Annotated in this window: 25 protein-coding genes and 2 tRNA genes; 9 read left to right on the top strand and 18 right to left on the bottom strand. The window is 66.7% G+C overall.

Annotated elements, in window-relative coordinates; translation table 11 throughout:
* Nucleotides 1–14 precede the first annotated feature (14 nt).
* The 7 genes from soxZ to CXR42_RS14430 all read left to right on the top strand — a co-directional run bounded on the left by soxZ (nt 15) and on the right by CXR42_RS14430 (nt 6,847).
* Complete coding sequence (soxZ, locus tag CXR42_RS14460; RefSeq protein ID WP_103258242.1) at nt 15–344, top strand: thiosulfate oxidation carrier complex protein SoxZ; 330 nt, start codon at nt 15–17, stop codon at nt 342–344.
* A 26-nt stretch (nt 345–370) separates the two neighbouring features.
* Nucleotides 371–1,234 (top strand): sulfur oxidation c-type cytochrome SoxA, encoded by an 864-nt coding sequence (soxA, locus tag CXR42_RS14455; RefSeq protein WP_103258241.1) that lies wholly within the window; start codon nt 371–373, stop codon nt 1,232–1,234.
* A gap of 92 nt (nt 1,235–1,326) precedes the next feature.
* Nucleotides 1,327–3,018 (top strand): thiosulfohydrolase SoxB, encoded by a 1,692-nt coding sequence (gene soxB / locus CXR42_RS14450; RefSeq protein WP_103258240.1) that lies wholly within the window; start codon nt 1,327–1,329, stop codon nt 3,016–3,018.
* Between the two features lie 17 nt (nt 3,019–3,035).
* A complete protein-coding gene (soxC, locus tag CXR42_RS14445) occupies nt 3,036–4,295 on the top strand; it encodes a sulfite dehydrogenase (protein WP_103258239.1) in 1,260 nt (419 codons plus the stop codon).
* The gene (locus CXR42_RS14440) at nt 4,279–5,406 is read left to right on the top strand and encodes a c-type cytochrome (RefSeq protein ID WP_103258238.1); all 1,128 of its coding nucleotides are present in this window, start codon (nt 4,279–4,281) and stop codon (nt 5,404–5,406) included. Before soxC ends, CXR42_RS14440 begins: the two co-directional genes overlap by 17 nt.
* Before the next feature lie 56 nt (nt 5,407–5,462).
* Nucleotides 5,463–6,374, top strand: a complete 912-nt coding sequence (locus CXR42_RS14435) for an MBL fold metallo-hydrolase (protein ID WP_103258237.1) — start codon at nt 5,463–5,465, stop codon at nt 6,372–6,374.
* A gap of 35 nt (nt 6,375–6,409) precedes the next feature.
* Nucleotides 6,410–6,847: a DUF302 domain-containing protein gene (locus tag CXR42_RS14430; RefSeq protein ID WP_103258236.1), complete on the top strand. Its 438-nt coding sequence runs from the start codon at nt 6,410–6,412 to the stop codon at nt 6,845–6,847.
* A 105-nt stretch (nt 6,848–6,952) separates the two neighbouring features.
* On the opposite strand, the gene CXR42_RS14425 is transcribed toward CXR42_RS14430, so the two are convergent.
* The 11 genes from CXR42_RS14425 to CXR42_RS14370 form a co-directional block, all read right to left on the bottom strand.
* Nucleotides 6,953–8,020, bottom strand: coding sequence for a YeeE/YedE family protein (locus tag CXR42_RS14425; RefSeq protein WP_103258235.1), 1,068 nt, complete (start codon nt 8,018–8,020; stop codon nt 6,953–6,955).
* Between the two features lie 122 nt (nt 8,021–8,142).
* Nucleotides 8,143–9,399, bottom strand: coding sequence for an Hsp70 family protein (locus tag CXR42_RS14420; RefSeq protein WP_103258234.1), 1,257 nt, complete (start codon nt 9,397–9,399; stop codon nt 8,143–8,145).
* A gap of 216 nt (nt 9,400–9,615) precedes the next feature.
* Nucleotides 9,616–9,691 (bottom strand) — tRNA-Phe (locus CXR42_RS14415).
* Between the two features lie 60 nt (nt 9,692–9,751).
* Nucleotides 9,752–9,919 carry a DNA gyrase inhibitor YacG gene (locus CXR42_RS14410; protein WP_103258233.1) on the bottom strand — a complete coding sequence of 56 codons (168 nt, stop codon included), beginning with the start codon at nt 9,917–9,919 and terminating at the stop codon, nt 9,752–9,754.
* On the bottom strand, nt 9,916–10,953 hold the full coding sequence (locus CXR42_RS14405; protein ID WP_103258232.1) for a ribonuclease E/G: 1,038 nt from the start codon (nt 10,951–10,953) through the stop codon (nt 9,916–9,918). The genes CXR42_RS14410 and CXR42_RS14405 overlap by 4 nt, the downstream gene beginning before the upstream one ends.
* Nucleotides 10,950–11,525, bottom strand: coding sequence for a Maf family protein (locus tag CXR42_RS14400; protein ID WP_103258231.1), 576 nt, complete (start codon nt 11,523–11,525; stop codon nt 10,950–10,952). Before CXR42_RS14400 ends, CXR42_RS14405 begins: the two co-directional genes overlap by 4 nt.
* A gap of 1 nt (nt 11,526) precedes the next feature.
* Nucleotides 11,527–11,745, bottom strand: coding sequence for a translation initiation factor IF-1 (infA, locus tag CXR42_RS14395; protein WP_050523081.1), 219 nt, complete (start codon nt 11,743–11,745; stop codon nt 11,527–11,529).
* A gap of 613 nt (nt 11,746–12,358) precedes the next feature.
* Nucleotides 12,359–12,913: an REP-associated tyrosine transposase gene (locus CXR42_RS14390; RefSeq protein WP_103258303.1), complete on the bottom strand. Its 555-nt coding sequence runs from the start codon at nt 12,911–12,913 to the stop codon at nt 12,359–12,361.
* Between the two features lie 189 nt (nt 12,914–13,102).
* Nucleotides 13,103–13,699, bottom strand: coding sequence for a GNAT family N-acetyltransferase (locus CXR42_RS14385; protein WP_103258230.1), 597 nt, complete (start codon nt 13,697–13,699; stop codon nt 13,103–13,105).
* Nucleotides 13,696–14,106 (bottom strand): ketosteroid isomerase-related protein, encoded by a 411-nt coding sequence (locus tag CXR42_RS14380; RefSeq protein ID WP_103258229.1) that lies wholly within the window; start codon nt 14,104–14,106, stop codon nt 13,696–13,698. The genes CXR42_RS14385 and CXR42_RS14380 overlap by 4 nt, the downstream gene beginning before the upstream one ends.
* Nucleotides 14,107–14,592: 486 nt before the next feature.
* Nucleotides 14,593–15,423 carry an SDR family oxidoreductase gene (locus CXR42_RS14370; RefSeq protein WP_103258228.1) on the bottom strand — a complete coding sequence of 277 codons (831 nt, stop codon included), beginning with the start codon at nt 15,421–15,423 and terminating at the stop codon, nt 14,593–14,595.
* Between the two features lie 93 nt (nt 15,424–15,516).
* On the opposite strand from CXR42_RS14370, the gene CXR42_RS14365 reads away from it, so the two are divergent.
* Entirely contained in the window at nt 15,517–15,909 is a 393-nt protein-coding gene (locus CXR42_RS14365; protein WP_103258227.1) for a winged helix-turn-helix transcriptional regulator, read from the top strand.
* Nucleotides 15,910–15,966: 57 nt separating this feature from the next.
* Here the strand turns inward: CXR42_RS14365 and CXR42_RS14360 are convergent, their stop codons facing one another.
* The 7 genes from CXR42_RS14360 to CXR42_RS19605 form a co-directional block, all read right to left on the bottom strand.
* Nucleotides 15,967–16,425 (bottom strand): arsenate-mycothiol transferase ArsC, encoded by a 459-nt coding sequence (locus tag CXR42_RS14360; protein ID WP_103258226.1) that lies wholly within the window; start codon nt 16,423–16,425, stop codon nt 15,967–15,969.
* Nucleotides 16,426–16,427: 2 nt separating this feature from the next.
* On the bottom strand, nt 16,428–16,904 hold the full coding sequence (locus CXR42_RS14355; RefSeq protein WP_103258225.1) for a UPF0262 family protein: 477 nt from the start codon (nt 16,902–16,904) through the stop codon (nt 16,428–16,430).
* Nucleotides 16,905–16,955: 51 nt separating this feature from the next.
* Nucleotides 16,956–17,600 carry a glutathione S-transferase family protein gene (locus CXR42_RS14350; protein WP_103258224.1) on the bottom strand — a complete coding sequence of 215 codons (645 nt, stop codon included), beginning with the start codon at nt 17,598–17,600 and terminating at the stop codon, nt 16,956–16,958.
* A 72-nt stretch (nt 17,601–17,672) separates the two neighbouring features.
* Complete coding sequence (hisD, locus tag CXR42_RS14345; protein WP_103258223.1) at nt 17,673–18,974, bottom strand: histidinol dehydrogenase; 1,302 nt, start codon at nt 18,972–18,974, stop codon at nt 17,673–17,675.
* Nucleotides 18,975–19,102: 128 nt separating this feature from the next.
* The gene (locus tag CXR42_RS14340) at nt 19,103–19,576 is read right to left on the bottom strand and encodes a DUF2948 family protein (protein ID WP_103258222.1); all 474 of its coding nucleotides are present in this window, start codon (nt 19,574–19,576) and stop codon (nt 19,103–19,105) included.
* Nucleotides 19,573–20,841: a UDP-N-acetylglucosamine 1-carboxyvinyltransferase gene (gene murA, locus CXR42_RS14335; protein ID WP_103258221.1), complete on the bottom strand. Its 1,269-nt coding sequence runs from the start codon at nt 20,839–20,841 to the stop codon at nt 19,573–19,575. Before murA ends, CXR42_RS14340 begins: the two co-directional genes overlap by 4 nt.
* A 5-nt stretch (nt 20,842–20,846) precedes the next feature.
* A complete protein-coding gene (locus CXR42_RS19605) occupies nt 20,847–21,017 on the bottom strand; it encodes a hypothetical protein (RefSeq protein WP_180996070.1) in 171 nt (56 codons plus the stop codon).
* 112 nt (nt 21,018–21,129) lie between these two features.
* Here CXR42_RS19605 and CXR42_RS14330 point away from each other — a divergent pair.
* Nucleotides 21,130–21,204, top strand: a tRNA-Thr gene (locus CXR42_RS14330).
* Nucleotides 21,205–21,229 lie beyond the last annotated feature (25 nt).

Below are 21,229 nucleotides of genomic sequence, written 5' to 3'. Positions count from 1 at the left end.
AAAGGAGAGACACCATGGTCGAAGAAGTCAAACCCCGGGTGAAAGTACCCAAATCCGCCGCCGTCGGTGAGGTCGTCACCATCAAGGCGCTGATCTCGCACAAGATGGAATCCGGCCAGCGCAAGGGCTCGGACGGCAACCTGATCCCGCGCCAGATCATCAACCGCTTCACCTGCGACCTGAACGGGGTGAACGTGATCGACGTGGCCATCGACCCGGCCGTGTCGACCAACCCCTATTTCGAATTCGACGCCAAGGTCGACGCGGCAGGTGAGTTCAAGTTCACCTGGTACGACGACGACGGCTCGATCTACGAGGACGTCAAGCCGATCGCGATCGCCTGACGGTCAGGCAAGGGGAGGAGAACGCCATGCACCGCACAGCAACGTCGCTTGTCGCACTGACCTTGGGTCTTGCCCTCGCGGGCGTGGCCTACACCGATCCGGTCGAGGACGCGCTGGTCGTCGAGGCCGAGGACGGCACCATCGAGATCGTCACCACCGCACCCGCGCCCGACTTCCTGAAGGATACGATGGAGACCATCTATTCCGGCTGGCACTACCGCGAGACCGAGACCCGGGACCTGCAACGCGACGATTTCGACAATCCGGGCATGGTCTACGTGGATCGCGGCCTCGACCTCTGGAACGCAGGGATTGGCGCAAAGGGCGAAAGCTGCGCCGGATGCCACGAGGGGCCCGAGTCGATGGCCGGCCTGCGCGCCGTCACCCCGCGCGTCGATGAAAAGACCGGCAAGCTGATGACGGTCGAGAACTACATCGACGCCTGCGTGACCGAACGGATGGGCCTGGACTCCTGGAAATGGACCGGGGACGAGATGAAGGACATGCTTGCCCTGATCTCGATGCAGTCGCGCGGGATGCCCGTCGACGTTGCCACCGAAGGCCCCGCCGCGCCCTTCTGGGAAAAGGGCAAAGAGATCTACTACACCCGCTTCGGCCAACTCGAAATGTCCTGCGCCTCGTGCCACGAGGACAACCAGGGCAAGTTCATCCGGGCCGACCACCTGTCGCAGGGCCAGATCAACGGCTTCCCGACCTACCGGCTCAAGGATGCGGGCATCCTTTCCGCCCAGCAGCGTTTCGTCGGCTGCGTCCGCGACACCCGGGCGGAAACCTTCAAGCCCAACTCGGAAGAGTTCAAGGCGCTGGAGCTTTACGTCGCCTCGCGCGGCAACGGGCTGTCGGTCGAAGGCGTCTCTGTCCGGCACTGATCCGTCACGGCACCGACACACCCAAGCGAAGGAGGACCCCGGCCGGCGACGGTCGGCCGGGTCCGTCCGTCCTAACGTCCAAGGAGAGCGGGATGATCACCCGGCGCGAATTTCTTCAGGCCTCGCTGGCCGCATCGGCCGTCTACGGCGCATCCGGGTTTGGCAACTGGTCGCGGCTGGCAGCCCAGCAGGCGCTGACCCAGGACCAGCTTCTGCAGTTCGACGATTTCGGCAATGTGACGCTGATCCACATCACCGACATCCATGCCCAGTTGAAGCCCCTCTACTTCCGCGAACCGGAATGGAACATCGGCGTGGGGGACGCAAAGGGCCAGCCGCCGCATGTCGTCGGCCCTGCTTTCCTTGACATGTTCGGGATCAAGCCCGGCACGCCCGAGGCCTATGCCCTGACCTATCAGGACTTCCAGGCGCTGGCCAAATCCTACGGCCGGATGGGCGGGATGGACCGTGTCGCGACCGTGGTCAAGGCGATCCGCGCCACCCGGCCCGACGCGCTGCTTCTGGACGGCGGCGACACCTGGCAGGGGTCCTACACCTGCCTCAAGACCGCCGGGCAGGACGTGGTCAACGTGATGAACCTGCTGAAACCCGACGCGATGACCTCACACTTCGAATTCACCCTGGGCATCGACCGCGTGACCGAAATCGTCGAAACGCTCGACTTCCCCTTCCTCGGGGCGAACATCTTCGACGCCGAATGGGAAGAACCGGCCTACGAGCCCTACAAGATCTTCGAACGCGGTGGGGCCAGGATCGCGGTCATCGGCCAGGCCTTCCCCTACATGCCCATCGCCAACCCGTCCTGGCTGTTCCCGAACCTGTCCTTCGGCATCCGGGAAGAGCGGATGGCCGAGGTGGTGCAGGAAGTCCGCGACGCCGGCGCCGATCTGGTCGTCCTGCTGTCGCACAACGGCTTTGACGTCGACAAGAAGCTGGCCGGCCGCGTGCCCGGCATTGACGTGATCCTGACCGGCCACACCCATGATGCCCTGCCCGAACCCGTGCTGGTTGGCCAGACGATCCTCATCGCCTCCGGCTCGAACGGCAAGTTCGTCTCGCGCATCGATCTGGACGTGCGCGAGGGCAAGATGATGGGCTTCCGCCACAAGCTGATCCCGATCTTCTCGGACGTGATCACCCCGGACGCCGAAGTCGCCGCCGCCATCGAGGCCGAGCGCGCGCCCTTCAAGGCCGAGCTGGAAGAGGTGCTGGGCCAGACCGACAGCCTCCTCTACCGCCGCGGCAATTTCAACGGCACCTGGGACGACCTGATCCTGAACGCCCTGATCGAAGAGCGCGAGGCCGACATCGCCCTTTCGCCCGGTTTCCGCTGGGGCCCGTCACTCCTGTCCGGCCAGCCGATCACCCGCGAGGATCTGTATAGCTGCACCGCCATCACCTATCCGAACGCCTACCGCTCGGAAATGACCGGCGAGATGCTGCACACGATCCTTGAGGACGTTGCCGACAACCTGTTCAACCCCGACCCCTATTACCAGCAGGGCGGCGACATGGTCCGCGTCGGCGGCATGGCCTATTCGATCGACGTGACCAGGCCCCAGGGCAGCCGCCTGACCAACCTCACCATGCTCAAGACCGGCGAGGCGCTGGACCCCGCAAAGACCTACGTCGTCTCGGGCTGGGCCAGCATCAACCCGGATACAGAAGGCCCGGCGATCTACGACCTCGTCGAAGCCTACATCAAGCGCAAGGGCACCATCGCGCTTGATCCCAACGCCTCGGTCGCCGTGACCGGAATCTGAAGGAGCGCGTTCGCCAGATGACCGACGAACCCAAGACCAGCCGCCGCGCCTTCCTGGCCGGCACCGCCGCCGCCGGCGCCGGCCTTGTCGCCACCGCCGCCACCGCCCAGACGCCCGATCCCCTGATCACCGAAGTGCAGGAATGGGCTTCGGTGTTCGGTGACCCGGTCGATGCCACGCCCTACGGGATGCCGATCGAATTCGAATCCCACGTTGTCCGCCGCAACGTGGAATGGCTGACCGAAAGCACCGCCTCGTCGATCAACTTCACCCCGATCCACGCGCTCGAGGGCACGATCACCCCCCAGGGCTGCGCCTTCGAGCGGCACCATTCCGGCGCCATCACCCTGTCCAAACAGGACTACCGGCTGATGATCAACGGGCTGGTGGACAAGCCCCTGGTCTTCACCTTCGAGGACCTCCTCCGCTTCCCGCGCCAGATCTCCATCGCCTTCTGCGAATGTGCGGCCAATGGCGGCATGGAATGGGGCGGCGCACAGCTGGAAGGCTGCCAGTTCACCCAGGGCATGATCCACAACATGGAATACACCGGGGTCATGCTGCGCGACCTTCTGGCCGAGGCGGGCGTCAAGCCCGAGGGCAAGTGGGTCTATGTCGAAGGCGCCGACGCCTCGTCGAACGGCCGCTCGATCCCGCTGGAAAAGGCGCTGGACGACGTGATGGTCGCCTTCTTCGCCAATGGCGAGGCGCTGCGCAAGGAACACGGCTACCCGGTCCGCCTGGTCGTGCCGGGCTGGGAAGGCAACATGTGGGTCAAGTGGCTGCGCCGGATCTCGGTCTATGACCAGGCCGTCGAAAGCCGCGAGGAGACCTCGAAATACACCGATCTGATGCCGGACGGCCGGGCGCGGAAATGGACATGGGTGTTGGACGCAAAGTCTGTCATCACGCAACCCAGCCCCCAGGCCCCGATCCGCCACGGCGCCGGCCCCCTGGTCATCACCGGCCTTGCCTGGTCGGGCAACGGCAAGATCACCCGCGTCGACATCTCGACCGATGGCGGCAACAGCTGGACCCCCGCCCGCATCACCGGCGAGGCGCGGTCCAAGGCGCTCACACGCTTCCATTACGACATGACCTGGGACGGGTCCGAGATGTTCATCATGTCCCGCGCCGTGGACGAGACCGGCTATGTCCAGCCCACCAAGCAGGCCCTGCGCGAGATCCGGGGCGTGAACAACGTCTACCACAACAACGGCATCCAGGTCTGGTGGGTGCGCGCCGACGGAGAGGTCGAGAATGTCGAAATCGCCTGAGATCCTTCTCGCTGCCCTGCTCCTCGCCACCCCCGCCGTGGCCGAACCGCTTGGCCTCGGCCGTCCTGCCCTGCCCGAGGAAATCGCAGCCTGGGACACGACCGTCCTTCCTGACGGCACCGGCCTGCCCGAAGGGTCGGGCGACGTGTTGACCGGCGAGGAAGTCTTTGCCGAGAACTGCGCCTCCTGCCACGGCGAATTCGCCGAGGGCCTTGACAGCTGGCCCGTCCTCGCCGGGGGCAACGGCTCGCTTACCGATCCGCGTCCGGTCAAGACCATCGGCAGCTACTGGCCCCATCTGTCCACCGTCTACGACTATGTCCACCGCTCGATGCCCTTCGGCCAGGCGCAGACGCTTTCGGTCGATGACACCTATGCGATCACGGCCTTCCTGCTGTACTCCAATGGCCTGGTCGAGGATGACTTCACCCTTACGCGCGAGAACTTCGCCTCCATCGCCCTGCCCAATGCCACGGGCTTTTACGCCGACGACCGCGACCAGACGGAGTATCCGGTTTTCAGCGTCGAACCCTGCATGGCCGACTGCCGCAGCGCGCCGCCCGAAGTCACCAAGCGCGCCGTGGAACTGAACGTGACCCCGAAGGACGAGGACGGCAAACCTGCGGGCACCCTGCCGCCACTGACCCTCGCCGCGGAAACCGGCGCGACCGAAGCCGCCCCGGCCGAAGCGCCCGCCGAAGCTCCGGCCGAGGCCCCTTCGGAACCGGCCGAAGCCCCTGCGGAACCAGCCGAAGCCGCCGAGACCGAGGACCACGCCGCAGCCGACCCCGCCTTGGTCGAGGCGGGCGAGAAGGTCTTTCGCAAATGCGCCGCCTGTCACAAGGTCGGCGACGAGGCGAAGAATGGCGTCGGCCCGGCCCTGAACGGTGTCGTCGGCAAGGCCATCGCGTCGGCATCGGACTTCAAATACTCGAAGCCGCTGGCCGACCTTGGCGCCAGTGGCGGGATCTGGGACGCGGCCAGCCTGCATGCCTTCCTGCAAGACCCCAAGGGCTTTGCCAAAGGCACCAAGATGGCCTTCGCCGGGTTGAAGAAGCCCGAGGACCGCGACGCCGTCATCGCCTATCTCTCCACCTTCTTCGAGGATTGATCCCTCCGCCCGCCCCCAAGCACCGGGGGCGGGCGTCACCCTTCCCGGATGCCGCCATGCTGACCCGCCGCCATTTCCTGACCGCCTCTGCCGCGACCCTGGCCCTGCCGCTCGCCCCGCGCCGCCTCTGGGCCGGCAGCACGCTGACCCTGGGCGAGACCCGGATCGACACGCTTTCCGACGGCCACCTCGTCCTGCCGGCCGACTTCATCCTTGGCGGCATGCCCCAGGCCGAGCTGCAGGACATCGTCGTCCGCTACGGCCTGCCTGCCGACCAGCTTACCCCACCCTGCAACGTGACGCTGCTGCGCGACGGAACCAACACGGTCCTCTTCGACGTGGGCTCCGGGCCCGACTTCCAGCCCTCCGCCGGAAAACTGGTCGAGGCCCTCTCGGCGCTGGACCTCACGGTCGAGGACATCACCCATGTCCTCTTCACCCACGGCCACCCCGATCATCTCTGGGGCCTGCTGGACGACTTCGACGAACCGCTCTTCGCAAATGCCGAACACATGATCGGCCAGGCCGAATACGCCTACTGGACCGATCCCCAGACCCCGAACACCATCGGCGAGGCCCGGGCAAGTTTCGCGGCCGGTGCCTCGCGCCGTCTGGCGGTGATCGCCGACAGCCTGCGTCTGCTGGCCGACGGGGAAGAGCCGCTTCCCGGCATTACCGCCCGCCTGACCCCCGGCCACACGCCGGGTCACCTTGCCTATGAGATTGCCGGACCCACCCTTGCGACCGTGCTGGGCGACAGCGTCGGCAACCACCATGTTGCCTTCGAACGCCCGGACTGGGCTTCCGGCTCGGACCAGGACCAGGCGCTTGCGGCGACCACCCGCGTCGCCCTGCTCGACCGGCTGGCGGCAGACAGCCACGCGATCATCGGTTTCCACCTGCCCGGCGGCGGGATCGGCCGGGTGGAACGCGCGGGCAACGGCTACCGATTTATCGAGGAAACCTGACCGCGCGTGGCGGCAGATTTGGAAAGGACAGGACCATGACGAAATCCGGATTCGCCGCCGTGATTGCCATCGGGCTTTCGACCAATCTGGCGGCCGCAGACCAGGCGACGATCTATCCCTTCGACGGCAGTTTCGAAGACGCGACCTTTGCCGTCGAGGCCGCCATTGTCGGCAAGGGCCTCGTGATCGACTATCGCAGCCATGTCGGCGAGATGCTGAACCGCACCGCCGCCGATGTGGGCAGCGAGGTAAAGCTTTTCGACAATGCCGATGTGTTCCTGTTCTGCTCGGCCGTCGTCTCGCGCAAGGTGATGGAGGCCGATCCGATGAACATCGCGCATTGCCCCTATGGCGTTTTCGTCACCGACCGCGAGGGGCAGGTCTCGGTCGGCTACCGCCAGATGCCTGAAGGCCCGATGCAAGAGGTGCAGACCCTCCTCGACGACATCGCGCGCGAGGCGACGGGACAGTAAGTAGCGCCCCTGGGCGGCAGGCATCATGGTTGACGATTCCTGAACGTCCACGCCCAAACGGTTGAAATCATTGGACCTCCGGGGCTGTCCAGCGTGGACGGCCCCTCAGGCCGCGGCCGCTTCCCGCGCGCCGGCCTGATCGACCAGCCAGTCCGTGACCCCGGCCCCGACCCACATGCAGAACAGGGCCAGCCAGGCCGTCGCGACAAAGATCGACCCACCCGTCACCCCCGCCCCGATCGCGCAGCCCCCCGCCAGCATCGCCCCGAACCCCATCAGCGCCGCGCCGGTCATCGACCGCCGCATCTGACCCTCGCCCTCGAAGCCCTGGAACCGCAGTTCGCGCCCCACCCAGGCCGAAGCCAGCGCGCCGACGAAAACCCCCGGCACCAGACCGATGTCGAAGCCAAGCCCCGGGTTCTCGGTCAGGAAGAACATCAGCGTGTTGGCCGACGGCCCCGAAAACGTCGCCGAGGTGACCGCAACCGGCTCGAAGGCCACCTGCGCCAGGCTGAAGGTCAGCACCCAGCCGAGGGCGACCGCAAAGCCCACGCCGGACGCAAAGACCATCACCGGCAGACCCACCCGGTTGACCCGCACCAGCACCACGGCCAACGCCGCAATGGCCAGCCCGATCCCCAGCCCCACCACATCGGGCAACCCCGCCGCGTGGAGAAGGTTGACATTCGCCCCGCCCGGCGTGACCCAAAGCCCCGCCACCCAGGCCCGGACCGGGGCAAGCCAGCCATGCAGCGACATCTGGGCCACCACCGCGAAGATCAACCCCGAGATCACCGCCCGAAGGTTCCCCGTCGCTGCCAGAACCAGCAGTCGCCCGGAACAGCCCCGCGCCAGAACCATCCCCGCGCCGAACAGCAGCCCGCCCAGGATCGCCCCCGACCACGACCCGGTCACCGCCATCATCCGGGCTTCCTCTACCCGGAACAGGCCCAAGAGATGGGCCGACTGCACCCAGACCAACGCGGTCGAGAATGCCAGCAGCCAGACCGCGACCCTTGGGCCCAGCTTACCTCGGGCAAACTCGACCGTCGCTGCCCGCAGACAGAACGACGACCGCTGCGCAGCGATGCCAAAGACCGCCCCCGTCACCAGCCCCATGATGGTGGCAAGACCGGTTTCGTCAATGTGGTCTAGAAGCGGGACCAGATCCATAACGCTCCTCCCTGATGAAGAAGTATCGTGCGAAAGGGCGCCCCGCCTTGATCTGAATCACGCAGCGGTCACGGGAACCGAACGGCCAGCAAACCGATGCATCCCAGGGGCCAAAGCGGCCCTCACGCCCCATGGTCGTGCGCAGCGATGGCAAGACCGTCCGCAACAGCCGTGAAGACCTCGCTGAACGAGTGGGCCGCCTTCGGGAACTGGTCCTTCATCGTCCGCGAGACCATCGCCATCAGGCTGGAGCCACCGACATAGACCACTTTCTCGACAGACCCGACATCCAGACCCGCGATCCGCAAGGTCTCGCGTGCCCCCTCGGCCAGGGCTTCGGCATGATGGGCAAGGCTTGCGCCCAGCGTCTCGGCCGAAAGGGGAACGGACAGGCCGGGTTCGATCTCGTCCAGCAGGATGGCAGCCTGATCCGCACCGCCGTTGGCAGCGATCTTGCCACCCTCCACCGCAAAGGCCAGATCATGTCCCAACTCCTCGTCCAGCACCTTCGCCAGGCGGGACAGCCTTTCCGGCTGATGCGCCAGCCGCACCATCTCGGCAGCCAGCCGGCGGTTCTGCGGCGTGTAGAGGAACGAAATCATCTCCCAGGTCGCCAGGTCATTGAAAATGCCGTTCGGCGTGGGCGTGCTGCCAGGCCCCATGATCTTGCGCAGCTCGGTTCCCTTGCCCAGATGCGGCATCACCTGGTCGATGCTGATCGAACGGTCGAAATCCGTCCCGCCGATGCGGACACCGTGATTGGCCAGGATGGTGACCCCATCGCGACCCGACCGGAACAGCGAGAAGTCCGAGGTTCCGCCGCCCACATCAACGATCAGGCCGACCGATCCCGCTTGCTCCAGCGCACCGCTGGCGATGGCGGCAGCCTGCGGCTCGGGCATGAAATCCACCTCATGGAAACCCGCCGCAAGGTAGCAGGCGCGCAGTTCCGCCTCGGCCGCCGCTTCGCGGGGATCGCCGACGCCGTGGAACACCACCGGCCGTCCCGAAAGGACGCGGTCAAAGACCATGCCAGCCTCGGCCTCGGCCCGGGCCTTCACCTCGGCCAGAAAGCGCGAGATGATGTCGACGAATGTCACCCGCTCGTTCAGGATCTGCCGGCGCTCATGCATCAGGCTGGTGCCCAGCACGCGCTTGAGGGCCCGCATGAAGCGCCCTTCGACCCCGTCAAGCAGCGCCTGGTTTGCCGGTTCGCCGATCAGCATCCTGCGCGTGTCATAGTCAAAGAAGAAGGTCGTGGGCATCGTGGTCCGGCCCGGCGCAAACTGGATAAGCCGCGGCCGCCCGTCGACCATAAGTCCGGCCGCCGTATTTGACGTGCCGAAATCGACCCCAAGGCCCGGTGCTCTTTGCGCCATGCTCGTGTTCCTTGTGGCCCGCAGGGGTGGCGTCATTAGGGGTCACGAAGAAGGGTGTCAAGCAGCCGTCCAGCCAATGGCGACCGACCCGGGACAGGGTGGATCGCCTGAAGGACTTCGCCCCTTGGGGGACGAACTCCAAACGGCTGACAAGAGTTTCCAATACCGAGCCACCCGGCCAAGTACTTGTTCGGTGGAAATCGTGAGGTGGTATTGTGGTGCCCAGAGCCGGAATCGAACCAGCGACACGCGGATTTTCAATCCGCTGCTCTACCAACTGAGCTATCTGGGCACGCTTTGGTGGGCGGGTGATACCCAAGGCGCGGGGGGCTGTCCAGAGGGAAAACGCCGCCTAGTGTGCCTTTGGCGGCGGGTCATCCTCGGGCTCTTCCTCCTCGGTCGGGGCGGGGATGCGGTAGCTTTCCGTCAGCCAGCGGCCCAGGTCGATATCCGCACAGCGGCGCGAACAGAACGGACGGTAATCCGCTGCCGTTGGCTTGGCGCAGATCGGGCAGCTCATGCCAGCAGCTCTGACAATGGCAGGCGGTCGCGCTTGCGGGTCAGCTCGTACAGGCCCAGCGTGGTCCAGCCGGCAAGGTTGGTCTCGCCCTCGGCCTTGAAGGCGGATTTCAGCACCTGATCCAGGATCGCCCGATCCCGCTTCGGCATAGGCGCAAAGTCCACCACCACCTGCCCGCCCAGGCCCCGCAGCCGCAACTGGCGCGGCAACTCGCGCGCGGCGGCGATATTCGCCTTCAGGCTGGCGGCCGGAGACGTGTCGGGCCCGGTGTTCACGTCAACGGCGACCAGCGCCCGCGTCGGCTCGATCACCGCGCTGGCGCCACCCTCCAGCGCGACACGGGGATCGCAGAGCGCATCCAGCGCCTCGCGCACGCCATGGCGGTCGAAACTGCCCGCCTCGGTGTCGGCCTCGTCGACGGCCGGGTCCAGCCAGTCGCGGAACGCCAGGTCATGCGCCGAAGGCCCGTCGACCAGAAGCTCAGGCCCGCCGGTCAGGTCCGCCAGCACCGCCTCGGCCAGGCCGCGCATCGCAGCCACGTCCTCGGCAACCGCGTCCGGCTCGGCCTCTTCGCAGCTCGAGCGCAGGATCAGCCCCAACCGCGCCTCTGCCCCTGCCATCCCGGCCTCGGCCAGGGCCGAAAGCTCGGCCCGCAACCCCTCGTCCTTGATCCGGCGGCTGATGTTCAGGCCCGGCGCATCCGGCGTGACGATGGCAAAGCGCGACTTGAACAACAAACGCGTGGTGACCGGCACGGCCTTGCCCGGCTCGGCCGGGCCGGTGACCTGCACCAGCAGGCGCTGGCCCGGCGCCACGCCCGAGATCTGGCGCAGAAAGCCCGACCCCTGCGGCAGCTTGACGAAGATGCCGCCCTGCCCCTTCACCGGCCGGTCCGCGACCGCCCGGTAGATCGCGCCCGGCAGCGCCTCGTCGCCGGCAGGGTCGATCGCCAGCTCTTCCACCCGCCCGTCCACGATCAGCGCAGCGGCCTGCCGGCCGTCCAACTCGTCCAGGACCAGAACCCGACCCTTCATTCCTGCCTCCAGACCTGATAGCCGACAGCGGTCAGAAGCGCCGCCGTCTCGGCCACCGGCAAACCCATGATGCCGGTAAAGGATCCGGAAATCCACGGGATGAAGGCCCCCGCCAGCCCCTGAATGCCGTAGCCCCCGGCCTTGCCCTGCCAGTCGCCGCTGGCCAGATAGGCGTTCAACTCGGCATCCGACAGCCGCTTCATCTTGACGGCACTGACCGACTCGCGCGCGATCAGCCGGTCGCCCCGGCGCACGGCCACCGCCGTGATGACCTGGTGCCGGCGCCCACCCAATGCGGTCAGGAACGCGGCGGCCTCGCCGGCATCCTCGGGCTTGCCCAGGATGCGCCGGCCCAGCGCAACGGTCGTATCCGCGCACAAGACCACATCCTCTGGTCCCGCAGGCACGGCCAGGGCCTTTTCCTGCGCCAGCCGCATGGCATAGGGGCGCGGAAGCTCTCCCTTGCGGGGGTCCTCATCGATGTCGGGGGGCAGGATCAGGTCGGGCACGATCCCAAGCTGCACCAGCAATTCCTTGCGGCGCGGGCTGCCCGATCCCAGAATGAACCGCAATTTACTTGAAGCGATAGTTGATGCGGCCCTTGGACAGGTCGTAGGGCGTCATCTCGACTTGCACCTTGTCACCGGCCAGCACGCGGATGCGGTTCTTGCGCATCTTTCCTGCCATCACCGCGATCAGTTCATGGCCGTTCTCGAGTTCGACCCTGAATGTCGCATTGGGCAAGAGTTCCTTGACGACACCGGGGAATTCGAGAATGTCTTCCTTGGCCATGGTCTCTCCATTGCAGACTGGCCCGCGGGGGACCGCAGGCTTCCGGGGGGCGATATGCCCCCGAAAGCGCCGGGTTTCAAGCGGATTCTCCGGGAAGGCGGGGATTGGCCGCTGCAGGACTGGTGTAATTCTTCATCCTGGGGTGGGGTTGAACCCCACCCTACGCAGGTTTCCTCATGCCGGGCGATGCGACTTCGGCAGGAGCAGACGCACCCTGTCGCCGGGTTTGGTGAACCCCGCAGGCGAACGGACCGCTGGGGAACTGCGCAGCCCGCCACCGATCACGAGATACCTTTGACCCGCAGCTTGGGCTAGTCCCCCGCGTCAGACTTCCCCCATACGAGCCTTTGCTGCACGCTGCCGCCCGTCATGGCGCTGCCCGCTGCAGCGTCCCAGCGCCTGCCTTCCGTCGTAAGGTGGGGTTGAACCCCACCTTACGCTGGACCCAGCGACAGACTGACAATCAGATGCCGGGACGAAGACGACCAGTCTCCTGGCTTCTCCACCAGCACGGCTTGCAAAGGCGAGGTCGCCAGATCCCGCCAGCCACCTGGACCTGACTGAACCCGATCTGCGGTCTGCCTTCTTTCGTAGGGTGGGGTTGAACCCCACCTTACGCGGGCACCAGCACTTGTCCGACATCCCGATGCCAGGACGAAAACGGCCAGTCGCGCGGATGCTCGACCAGCCCATGGGTGACGGGATCGGCCCAGCAGTACCGCAGGCAGCTGGCAAAGTCCTCGGGGCCGCGGATGTGATGCTCCCAGAACCGGCGCTGCCAGACCCGGCCATCGCCCTTGCGCAGTTTCGACGTGCTGCGATGCCCTCCGTTGATCGTAAGCTTGGGTTGCGGCCCACCCTCCGCCCGCCCCGCCCCAATAACCGTCCGTGCCTGCGCGCCGGTCAAGGCCCGCGTGAAGCGCGCCTTGATGGCACCCACCCGAAGGGAATAGGCCGCATCGCCCTCTGGCAGGGTCCAGACGCAGTGCATGTGGTCGGGCATCACGACCCAGGCGTCGATGCGGAACGGACGTTCGGCAAGGGTCTGGCGCACTGCGGCGCGCAGCGCCTCGACCTCCTCCACCAGCGTCGTTGCCCCCCGGTCGGCCAGGGAGAGGGTCAGAAACAGCGATGCGCCGGGCACCTTGGGGCGAAGATAGGCGGACATGCGGCCAGCCTTGCGCAGCATCGGTTAAGATGGCGTTACGCCGGACGGCAGGTTCAGCTTTGGTCAGAAAGGCGCCGATCCGACCGGTCCAGAGACCGTTGACAAACCGTTAACGCCCACGATCAACCATTTGAAAAGACGTGGCTTTCAAGTTCTGTCCACCGTGGACAGATTGCGGCTCACGGCCCCTCAGAGGGCCCGCATCCAGAACTGCAGCGGCTTTTCCGTCTCCTCGGCATCGCCCAGGTCCTTCCAGCTGAACCGGGCCATCACGCCCGGCAGGGTCTCGTATCCCCGCCCCCGCCAGAAGGCGTCGTTCGTCCGGTGGACGGCGGGCCGGGCGGGGTGGTCGTCGGGACGGATGACCGAGCAGAAGGCGACGTGGCTGCGCCCAAGATCGCGGGCATGGGCCTCGCGCAGGTCGATGAAGCGGTGGCCAAGACCGATGCCCCGGTAGGGACGCAAGAGGACGGATTCGGCCCCGTAGAGGATCTGCTCCGGGGGGATGCCAAGGTCGCGGAAGGGGGCGGCGAATTCGGGGGCGTGGTCCTCCATCGGGGTGGAGGTGGAGGCGCCGATCAGCCGACCCTCATGGAAGGCCCCCACCAGCAGCGCGCCGGGGTTGTCCCGGTAGGTGTCCAGATACTGCCGTTCATAGTCGAGGGTGCCGTCGTAAAGGTAGGGCCAGTCCCGGAAGACGGTGATCCGAAGCCGGGCCACTTCGTCCAGCGCGGCCTCCAGCTCGGTGCCGTGCAGGGCGCGGACCTCGATCTCGTCGATGTTCATGCCGAGACCTGCCGGATCCAGTCGTTGAGGTTGTAGAAGGTGGTGATCCGGCTGATCAGGCCGTCGCGGATCTCGAAGAACCCGCCGGCGGGAAGGATGTAGGTCTGGCCCCTCGCCTCGGGCAGGCCGGGGTCGGTCTGCAGGTACTGGCCGTGGACCACGAATTCCGCCGCCCCCCGGCTGCCTTCGTCGGTCGCGAAGATCACAAGGTCCTGCAACTGCTCGCGGTAGCTGACCCCCATGTGGCCGCAGAATTCGCGGAAGCGGTCCTTGCCGATCCGGTGGCCGCCCTCGTTCACCCGGTGTTCGATGTCGTCGGTCAGGCAGGCGAGCATCCCCTCGGCATCGCCGGCGTTGAAGGCGGCGTAGTAGCGGGTGATGAGAGCGAGGGTGTCGGCGCGGGGCATGGGGTCTCCTTCCGGGGCGGGGCTGGATGAGACTAGCGGGCCGGGGCTGGGTTTCCAAGCCGGGCGCGGCGGGTCGGAGATCGAAAGCGACAGGGCGGGCTTGTCCACGGTGGACAGATTGGGATTTCCTATATGATTCATGTAGTTCCGATTTTTCATTAAGGAAATATCAATCTTCTGGATCGGCCCCTTCCGTCCCCATGTGGGGGCAGAAGGGGCGCGCCAGACTGCCCGACGTCAGAGGGCTGCCGCGATCTTCCCGGCGATGGGCGTCGTCGGCCGGTCGATCAGGCGCGAGAGGGTGCGGCTGTCGTCGGCAAGCGCCCCCTCGCCCGCGCGGGCGTCGCTGTTGGCAAGGATGCGGGCAAAGCCTTCGAACTGGGACGTCAGATGTTTAGGTTTTTCGGTCAGGGAAGTTGCAACCTTTTTTCCGTGCCCCTTGCCGCACCTCGCCGCAGGGAAACGGGCGCGCCAGACTGCCCGAGGTCAGAGAGCCGCAGCGATCGTCTCGGCGATGGGCGTCGTCGGCCGGCCGATCAGGCGCGAGAGGGTGCGGCTGTCGTCGGCAAGCGCCCCCTCGCCCGCGCGGGCGTCGCTGTCGGCAAGGATGCGGGCAAAGCCTTCGGGCAGGCCGAAACCGATCAACGCCTCGGCATAGGCGGCTTCGGGCATCGAAGCATAGGCCACGGGCTTGCCGGCAGCCTTGGCGACGGCGGCGGCGAAGTCGGCGCCGGTATGGGCGCTGTCGCCAGCCAGTTCATAGGTCTTGCCGGAGTGGGCATCGTCAAGCGCCACCACGGCAATCGCCTGGGCATAGTCCTTGCGGGCGGCCGAGTTCACCTGCCCCTCGCCCGCCGCGCCGATCATCGCGCCATGCTGGATCGCAGCGCCCAGCGCGCCAGTGTAGTTCTCGGTATACCAGCCGTTGCGCAGGATCGTCGCAGGCAGGCCAGAGGCACGCAGCGCGGCCTCGGTCGCGATGTGGTCCTGCGCGAGGATCATCGGGTTCCGGTCGCCCTTCAGGATCGAGGTGTAGATGATCCGCCCGACCCCGGCGGCCTTTGCGGCGGCGATCACGTTGCGGTGCTGGCCAATGCGGTCGTTGAAGTCGTTGGAAGAGATGAGGACCAGCGTCTTCACCCCCGTCAGGGCGGCCGGGTCGGCGGCGGTATAGTCGAAGGCGCGGGCCTCGACGCCCAGATCGGCGGCCTTGGCCGGGTCGCGGACCAGCGCGACGGGGTTGGCGCCACGCGCCTTCAGGTCGGTAATGGCAAGGCGGCCAAGCTGGCCGGTGGCTCCGGTGATGGCGATGGTCATGGGTCTCTCCTTGTTGACAGGGGAAGAGATACGGCATTACTTACGAAAAGGAAGTACGCACAAATTTGTAAGTATCCAGAAAGGCCGCACAGAATGATGGAACGGGATGCACAGGGCCTGCTGGACGGCTGGCAGTTGGGCAACGTGCTGGCGGCGGATTGTCCGTCGAGGGCAATCCTTAGCCACCTGACCAACCGCTGGGGCACGCTGGTGATGGTGGCCCTGGCGACCGGCCCGCACCGTTTTGCCGAGCTGCGGCGCAAGGTTGGCGGGGTCAGCGAACGGATGCTGAGCCAGACGCTGAAAGAGCTGGAGGCGGACGGATTCGTCCTGCGCACCGCGCATCCGGTGGTGCCGCCGCATGTGGAGTATGAATTGACGCCACTGGGGCGCGAGGCGGCGGCGCATGTCGTTGCGTTGGTCGGCTGGATCGAGGGGGCGCTGCCGGAAATCCTGGCGGCGAAGGTGGCCTTGGCGGCGGCGTAGGGTGGGCGATATCGCCCACCTTACGCCCCTGCGTTGCGTGGGGTCAGTCGGTTTCAGTCAGCCGGTTTCGGTGGGCGGGCCAAACCGTTCCAGCATGCGGGTCTTGATCTGATCCCGCGCCTGCCGGTAGGCCGCCAGCTTTGCCTCGCGCGTTTCGCCGAGGCCCGTCGGGTCCAGAATCGGCCAGTATTCGATGTCAAGGTGGTGGAACCGCGTGAGTTCCAGCGCCATGCGCTGACTGGCCGGGGAAAGCGCGATGATCAGGTCGAACTGGCTGAGGTCGTCGCCCCAATCCTGCATCTCGTCGAAGCTGCGGCTGCGGTGGCGCGACAGCTCGATCCCCAGTTCCTGGCAGACGGCCACGGAAAAGCCGTCCACCTCCATGTCGTTCTTCACGCCGGCGGACTGCACATAGGCGCGCTGGCCGTAGAGCCGTTTCATCAGCCCCTCGGCCATCGGCGACCGCACGGCATTGTGGTCGCAGCAGAAGAGGACGGATTGCGGGAAGTCGCCCAAGCTTAACCCCAGTGCAGGACGCAGATCAGGGTGAAAAGCCGGCGCGCGGTGTCCGTGTCGACCTCGGCCTTGCCCTCCAGCCGTTCGCGCAGGATCGACGCGCCTTCGTTGTGGATGCCGCGGCGGGCCATGTCGATCGCTTCGATCTGGCTGGGGGGCAGGCGTTTCACCGCGTCGAAATAGCTTTCGCAGATCTGGAAGTAGTCCTTCACCACCTGCTTGAAGGGGCCAAGCGACAGGTGGAATTCGGCCGCTTTCTCGCCGGTTTCGGTGGCGATGTCGAAAACCAGGCGTCCGTCGCGGATGGCAAGCTGAACCCGGTAGGGGCCTTCGGGCATCTCGCGGTCGGGGCGGCGGGCGGGGGTGAAGGAGTTTTCCTCCAAGAGGTCGAAAATCGCGACGCGGCGTTCCTGTTCGATCTCGGGCGTGGGACGGGCGAGGCCCTTTTCGTCGATCTCGATATGGCAGATGCGGTTCATGTCTGGTCCCCGGGGGCTGGCGCCCGTGATGCAATGCCGGGGGGGCGCGGGTCAAGCGGGGATGGGGGGAAGTTCGGGCGTGTTCAGGCCCTGGAAGGGGTCGGCCCAGGCGGGGATGGCATTGAGGCGCGCGTTCCAGGCGTCCAGTGCGGGGTAGTCGGCGAGCGGCAGGCGCATGGTGGCGTTGAAGGGCAGGAAGGTCGCCATGCGAAAGTCGGCGTGGCTGGGGGTGTCGCCGGTCAGCCAGTCGCGGCGGTCCAGGTGGCGGTCCAGGATCGGGGCATGTTCGTGGAACTGGCGGTGGCCTTCGGCGATGGCGTCGGGGGCGCTGGGGCCGATCTGGTAGCGCGGTTTGGTGCCGGTCTCGAAGCTGACGATGTCGCAGGCGCGGACGAAGTTTTCCTTCCCCCAGCTGATCCAGCGGATCATGTCGGGCTGGGCCGCGCCCTGGCGCCAGAAGTCGGAGTTGACGAGTTGGGACAGCCGGCAGGCGATGGCGTCGGCTTCCCACAGCGGCTGGCTGTCGTCTTCGACGAGGATGGGGATGCGCTGGGTGGGGTTGAGGGGCAGGAAGCGTTCGGCCTGGCCGGGGGCGAAGGGGGCGGCCCATTCCAGGGTGACGGGCGCGTCAAGGTAGCGCGCGACGGCGGCGGCAAGACGGGGGTTGGGGTTGCGCGAGTAGTAGAGGGTGGGCATGGGCGGCCTCCGGCTGCGGGTGGCCTACCCTGCCCGTCCGGGCGGCGTGGGTAAAGGTGCGCTGTCGGTGCGCTAGTCGTTCAGGCGGTCGAGGCGCGCGCGGACCGAGAGGCCATGGGCTTGCAGGCTTTCGCTGGTGGCAAGGCGTTCGGCGGCGGGGCCGATGGCCTTTAGCGCCTCGGGCGTCATCTTGGCCAGCGTGGTGCGCTTCATGAAGTCGAGGACGGAAAGGCCCGAGGAAAAGCGGGCGGAGCGGGCGGTGGGCAAAACGTGGTTCGGGCCGCCGATATAGTCGCCTATGGCCTCGGGCGTGTACTGGCCCAGGAAGATCGCGCCGGCGTGGGTGATCTTTTGCGCAAGGGCGTCGGGGTCGGCGACGCAAAGCTCCAGGTGTTCGGGGGCGACGCGGTTGGACAGGGTCGCGGCCTCGGACAGGCTGCGGGTGACGATCACCGCGCCGTTCTGCGCCCAGGAGGCGCTGGCAATGGCGCGGCGGTCCAGGGTCTCCAGACGCTTGGCAACGGCGTCGGCGACGGCCTGACCGAAGGCGGCGTCGGTGGTGATCAGGATCGACTGCGCGCTTTCGTCGTGTTCGGCCTGGGAGAGAAGGTCGAGCGCGATCCAGTCGGGGTCGTTGTCCGCGTCGGCGATGACGAGGATTTCGGACGGACCGGCGATCATGTCGATGCCGACGCGGCCAAAGACCCGGCGTTTGGCGGCGGCGACGAAGGCGTTGCCGGGGCCGGTGATCTTGTCCACGGCCGCGATGGTTTCGGTGCCGTAGGCCAGCGCCGCCACCGCCTGAGCCCCGCCGATGCGGTAGATCACGTCAACCCCGGCGATCTGGGCGGCGAGAAGCACCAGCGGGTTCACGCGGCCGTCCGGTGTCGGGCAGGCGATCACCAGACGCTCGACCCCGGCGACCTTTGCGGGGATCGCGTTCATCAGGACGGAGGACGGATAGGACGCCGTGCCGCCCGGGACATAGAGCCCCGCCGCCGAGACGGGCGTCCAGCGCCAGCCAAGGGTTGCGCCGACGGGGTCGGTCCAGCTTTCGTCCTGCGGCTTCTGGCGCTCGTGGTAGGCGCGGATGCGGGTCGCCGCCAGTTCCAGCGCGGCGCGGTCCTCGGCCGAGACCTTGGCGATCTCGGTGGCGATTTCCGCCGGGATGAAGGCGAGGGTCTCGGCCGTCAGCGTCAATCGGTCGAACCGCGCCGTCAAGTCGATCACCGCATGGTCGCCCCGAGCGCGCACGTCCGCGATGATAGCGGCGACGGCCTGGTCCACATCCTCGGCCTCTTCGCGCTTCTGGCCCAGAAGGGCGGCGAAGGCGGCGTCAAAGCCTGCGTCGGCGGTGTTCAGGAAGACGGGCATCGGGGCCTCCGGGGGTCACGGTCGCGGTGCAGATAGCGCGCGGGGGCCTTGGCCTCAAGCCGGGGCGTCCGGGGGCAAAAGTTTTCGAAAACTTTTGCAAATTCCTTCGAAGGAATTTGGTCCCGGCCTTACTCGTGGCTTGGCACCTTGCCCGAGGGCGCGCGGTAGGGGCGGGTCACGTCGTCGAGCCGAACCTCCAGCGCCTCGACGTCCAGCGCGACGGCGCCGTCGCCGGCAAGGGTCAGCGTCAGGCGGCCCGTCCCGTCTTCGCCCGGTGTGAACTCGATCGCCAGCACCGACAGGACCAGATCCGCATCGGAGCGGTCAAAGCCCATGCTTTGCACCTTGCGCACATCTTCGACCACCAGCACCGACCGCACCCGCTCATAGGCCCGGCCCACCCGTTCGGCCTCCACCCGGTCTTCCCAGCGGAAGCGGTTGAGCAGAAGCGCGAAGCGGTGGCGCTTGGGGTCGTATTTCAGCTCCGTGACCGGCAGGACGGCGTCCTGGATCAGGGTCGAGATGACCTTCAGATCCTCGGCATCCTGGGCCACCAGCCGCAGGGGCGCTTCGCCGCCATCCTGAAACCGGGCGTCGGTCATGCCTGAATCCGCTCGATATGCGCCCCACAGGCGCGCAGTTTCTCTTCCACCCGCTCATAGCCGCGATCCAGGTGGTAGACGCGGCTGACGACGGTTTCGCCCTCGGCGGCCAGCCCGGCCAGGATCAGCGAGACCGAGGCCCGCAAGTCGGTCGCCATCACTGGCGCGCCTTTCAGCTTTTCGACGCCGGTCACAGTGGCGGTGCCGCCGTGAACGTCGATCTTCGCGCCCATGCGGATCAGTTCCGGGGCATGCATGAAGCGGTTCTCGAAAATCTTCTCTTCCAGGACCGAGGTGCCTTCAGCCGTGCAGAGCAGCGCCATCATCTGCGCCTGCAGGTCGGTCGGGAAGCCGGGGAAAGGTTCGGTCATCACATCCACCGCGCGCACGCGCCCGTTCTTGCGGGCGACCTTGAGGCCGCGGTTGGTCTGGGTGACGCTGACGCCGGCTGCGTCCAGCTTTTCGGCAAAGCTTTGCACCAGGTCGAGGGTGCCACCGATGCATTCCACCTCGCCGCCGCAGATCGCCGGGACCAGCATGTAGGTGCCAAGCTCGATCCGGTCGGTGACGACCTGGTGGGTCGCGCCGCCCAGCCGGTCGGTGCCTTCGATGGTTATGGTCGAGGTGCCCTCACCCTCGATCTTGGCACCCATCTTCTTCAAGCAGCGGGCGAGGTCGACAATCTCGGGCTCGCGCGCGGCGTTCTTCAGGACGGTGGTGCCCTTGGCCAGGGTGGCGGCCATCAGCGCGTTTTCCGTGGCCCCGACCGAGACGAAGGGGAATTCGACGACCGCGCCCTTCAGCCGGCCGCCAGGGGCCTTGGCGTGGACATAGCCGTCGCGCAGGTCCAGGTCCGCCCCCATCGCCTCCAGCGCCTTGAGGTGCAGGTCCACGGGCCGCGCGCCGATGGCGCAACCGCCGGGCAAGGAGACGGTGGCCTCGCCATAGCGGGCAAGCATCGGGCCAAGGACCAGGATCGAGGCACGCATCTTGCGGACGATGTCGTAGTCGGCCTTGAAGTTGGTGATCGAGTGGCTGGAAAGCGCCAAGACCAGCCCGTCTTGCAGACTGGCCACTTCTGCACCGAGCGATTGCAGCAGCTGCGTCATGGTGCGGATGTCGGAAAGGCGTGGCGCGTTGGTCAGCGTCAGGGGTTCGTCCGACAGAAGTGTCGCCGGCATCAGCGTGAGGCAGGCGTTCTTCGCCCCCGCAATCGGGATCGCCCCCGACAAGGCCCCGTTGCCGCGCACGAGAATCGAATCCATCTGCCCTAGTCCCTTTCGGTTTCTTCGGCCGCGTCTTCGGCGGTCCGAGCCTTTGCCTGTGCCTTCCGGCGCGCCATATTGGCCTTGAGCGCCGCCTTCAGCCGGTCTTCGCGGCTGGCGGGACGCTCAGGTTTCCGGGCCTTTTCGCTGTCAGGCGGGTCCGAGGGGCTGCGCATGGGGATGGCTTCTACCGCAAGGGCGCGGGTGGGTCCAGAGAGCGTCGGGATTCCCGCCGAAACCCCCTTGCGCCCCGTTTCGATTGCGTCTAATCACCCGCCCACCAACGGCGCTGCAGTAGCTCAGTGGTAGAGCACTCCCTTGGTAAGGGAGAGGTCGAGAGTTCAATCCTCTCTTGCAGCACCATCCATCCCCTTGATCGTGAAGTGAA

This window comes from Tabrizicola aquatica (assembly GCF_002900975.1).
GTDB classification, from domain to species: Bacteria; Pseudomonadota; Alphaproteobacteria; order Rhodobacterales; family Rhodobacteraceae; genus Tabrizicola; species Tabrizicola aquatica.
The sequence above is the reverse complement of the archived record's forward strand: the minus strand, read 5'-3'. Positions and strand labels throughout refer to the sequence as shown.

Coding starts and splice junctions, on each gene's coding strand:
- soxZ (WP_103258242.1), top strand. CDS start 15: ATGGTCGAAGAAGTCAAACCCCGGGTGAAAGTACCCAAATCCGCCGCC.
- soxA (WP_103258241.1), top strand. CDS start 371: ATGCACCGCACAGCAACGTCGCTTGTCGCACTGACCTTGGGTCTTGCC.
- soxB (WP_103258240.1), top strand. CDS start 1,327: ATGATCACCCGGCGCGAATTTCTTCAGGCCTCGCTGGCCGCATCGGCC.
- soxC (WP_103258239.1), top strand. CDS start 3,036: ATGACCGACGAACCCAAGACCAGCCGCCGCGCCTTCCTGGCCGGCACC.
- CXR42_RS14440 (WP_103258238.1), top strand. CDS start 4,279: ATGTCGAAATCGCCTGAGATCCTTCTCGCTGCCCTGCTCCTCGCCACC.
- CXR42_RS14435 (WP_103258237.1), top strand. CDS start 5,463: ATGCTGACCCGCCGCCATTTCCTGACCGCCTCTGCCGCGACCCTGGCC.
- CXR42_RS14430 (WP_103258236.1), top strand. CDS start 6,410: ATGACGAAATCCGGATTCGCCGCCGTGATTGCCATCGGGCTTTCGACC.
- CXR42_RS14425 (WP_103258235.1), bottom strand. CDS start 8,020: ATGGATCTGGTCCCGCTTCTAGACCACATTGACGAAACCGGTCTTGCC.
- CXR42_RS14420 (WP_103258234.1), bottom strand. CDS start 9,399: ATGGCGCAAAGAGCACCGGGCCTTGGGGTCGATTTCGGCACGTCAAAT.
- CXR42_RS14410 (WP_103258233.1), bottom strand. CDS start 9,919: ATGAGCTGCCCGATCTGCGCCAAGCCAACGGCAGCGGATTACCGTCCG.
- CXR42_RS14405 (WP_103258232.1), bottom strand. CDS start 10,953: ATGAAGGGTCGGGTTCTGGTCCTGGACGAGTTGGACGGCCGGCAGGCC.
- infA (WP_050523081.1), bottom strand. CDS start 11,745: ATGGCCAAGGAAGACATTCTCGAATTCCCCGGTGTCGTCAAGGAACTC.
- CXR42_RS14390 (WP_103258303.1), bottom strand. CDS start 12,913: ATGTCCGCCTATCTTCGCCCCAAGGTGCCCGGCGCATCGCTGTTTCTG.
- CXR42_RS14385 (WP_103258230.1), bottom strand. CDS start 13,699: ATGAACATCGACGAGATCGAGGTCCGCGCCCTGCACGGCACCGAGCTG.
- CXR42_RS14380 (WP_103258229.1), bottom strand. CDS start 14,106: ATGCCCCGCGCCGACACCCTCGCTCTCATCACCCGCTACTACGCCGCC.
- CXR42_RS14370 (WP_103258228.1), bottom strand. CDS start 15,423: ATGACCATCGCCATCACCGGAGCCACCGGCCAGCTTGGCCGCCTTGCC.
- CXR42_RS14365 (WP_103258227.1), top strand. CDS start 15,517: ATGATGGAACGGGATGCACAGGGCCTGCTGGACGGCTGGCAGTTGGGC.
- CXR42_RS14355 (WP_103258225.1), bottom strand. CDS start 16,904: ATGAACCGCATCTGCCATATCGAGATCGACGAAAAGGGCCTCGCCCGT.
- CXR42_RS14350 (WP_103258224.1), bottom strand. CDS start 17,600: ATGCCCACCCTCTACTACTCGCGCAACCCCAACCCCCGTCTTGCCGCC.
- hisD (WP_103258223.1), bottom strand. CDS start 18,974: ATGCCCGTCTTCCTGAACACCGCCGACGCAGGCTTTGACGCCGCCTTC.
- CXR42_RS14340 (WP_103258222.1), bottom strand. CDS start 19,576: ATGACCGACGCCCGGTTTCAGGATGGCGGCGAAGCGCCCCTGCGGCTG.
- murA (WP_103258221.1), bottom strand. CDS start 20,841: ATGGATTCGATTCTCGTGCGCGGCAACGGGGCCTTGTCGGGGGCGATC.
- CXR42_RS19605 (WP_180996070.1), bottom strand. CDS start 21,017: ATGCGCAGCCCCTCGGACCCGCCTGACAGCGAAAAGGCCCGGAAACCT.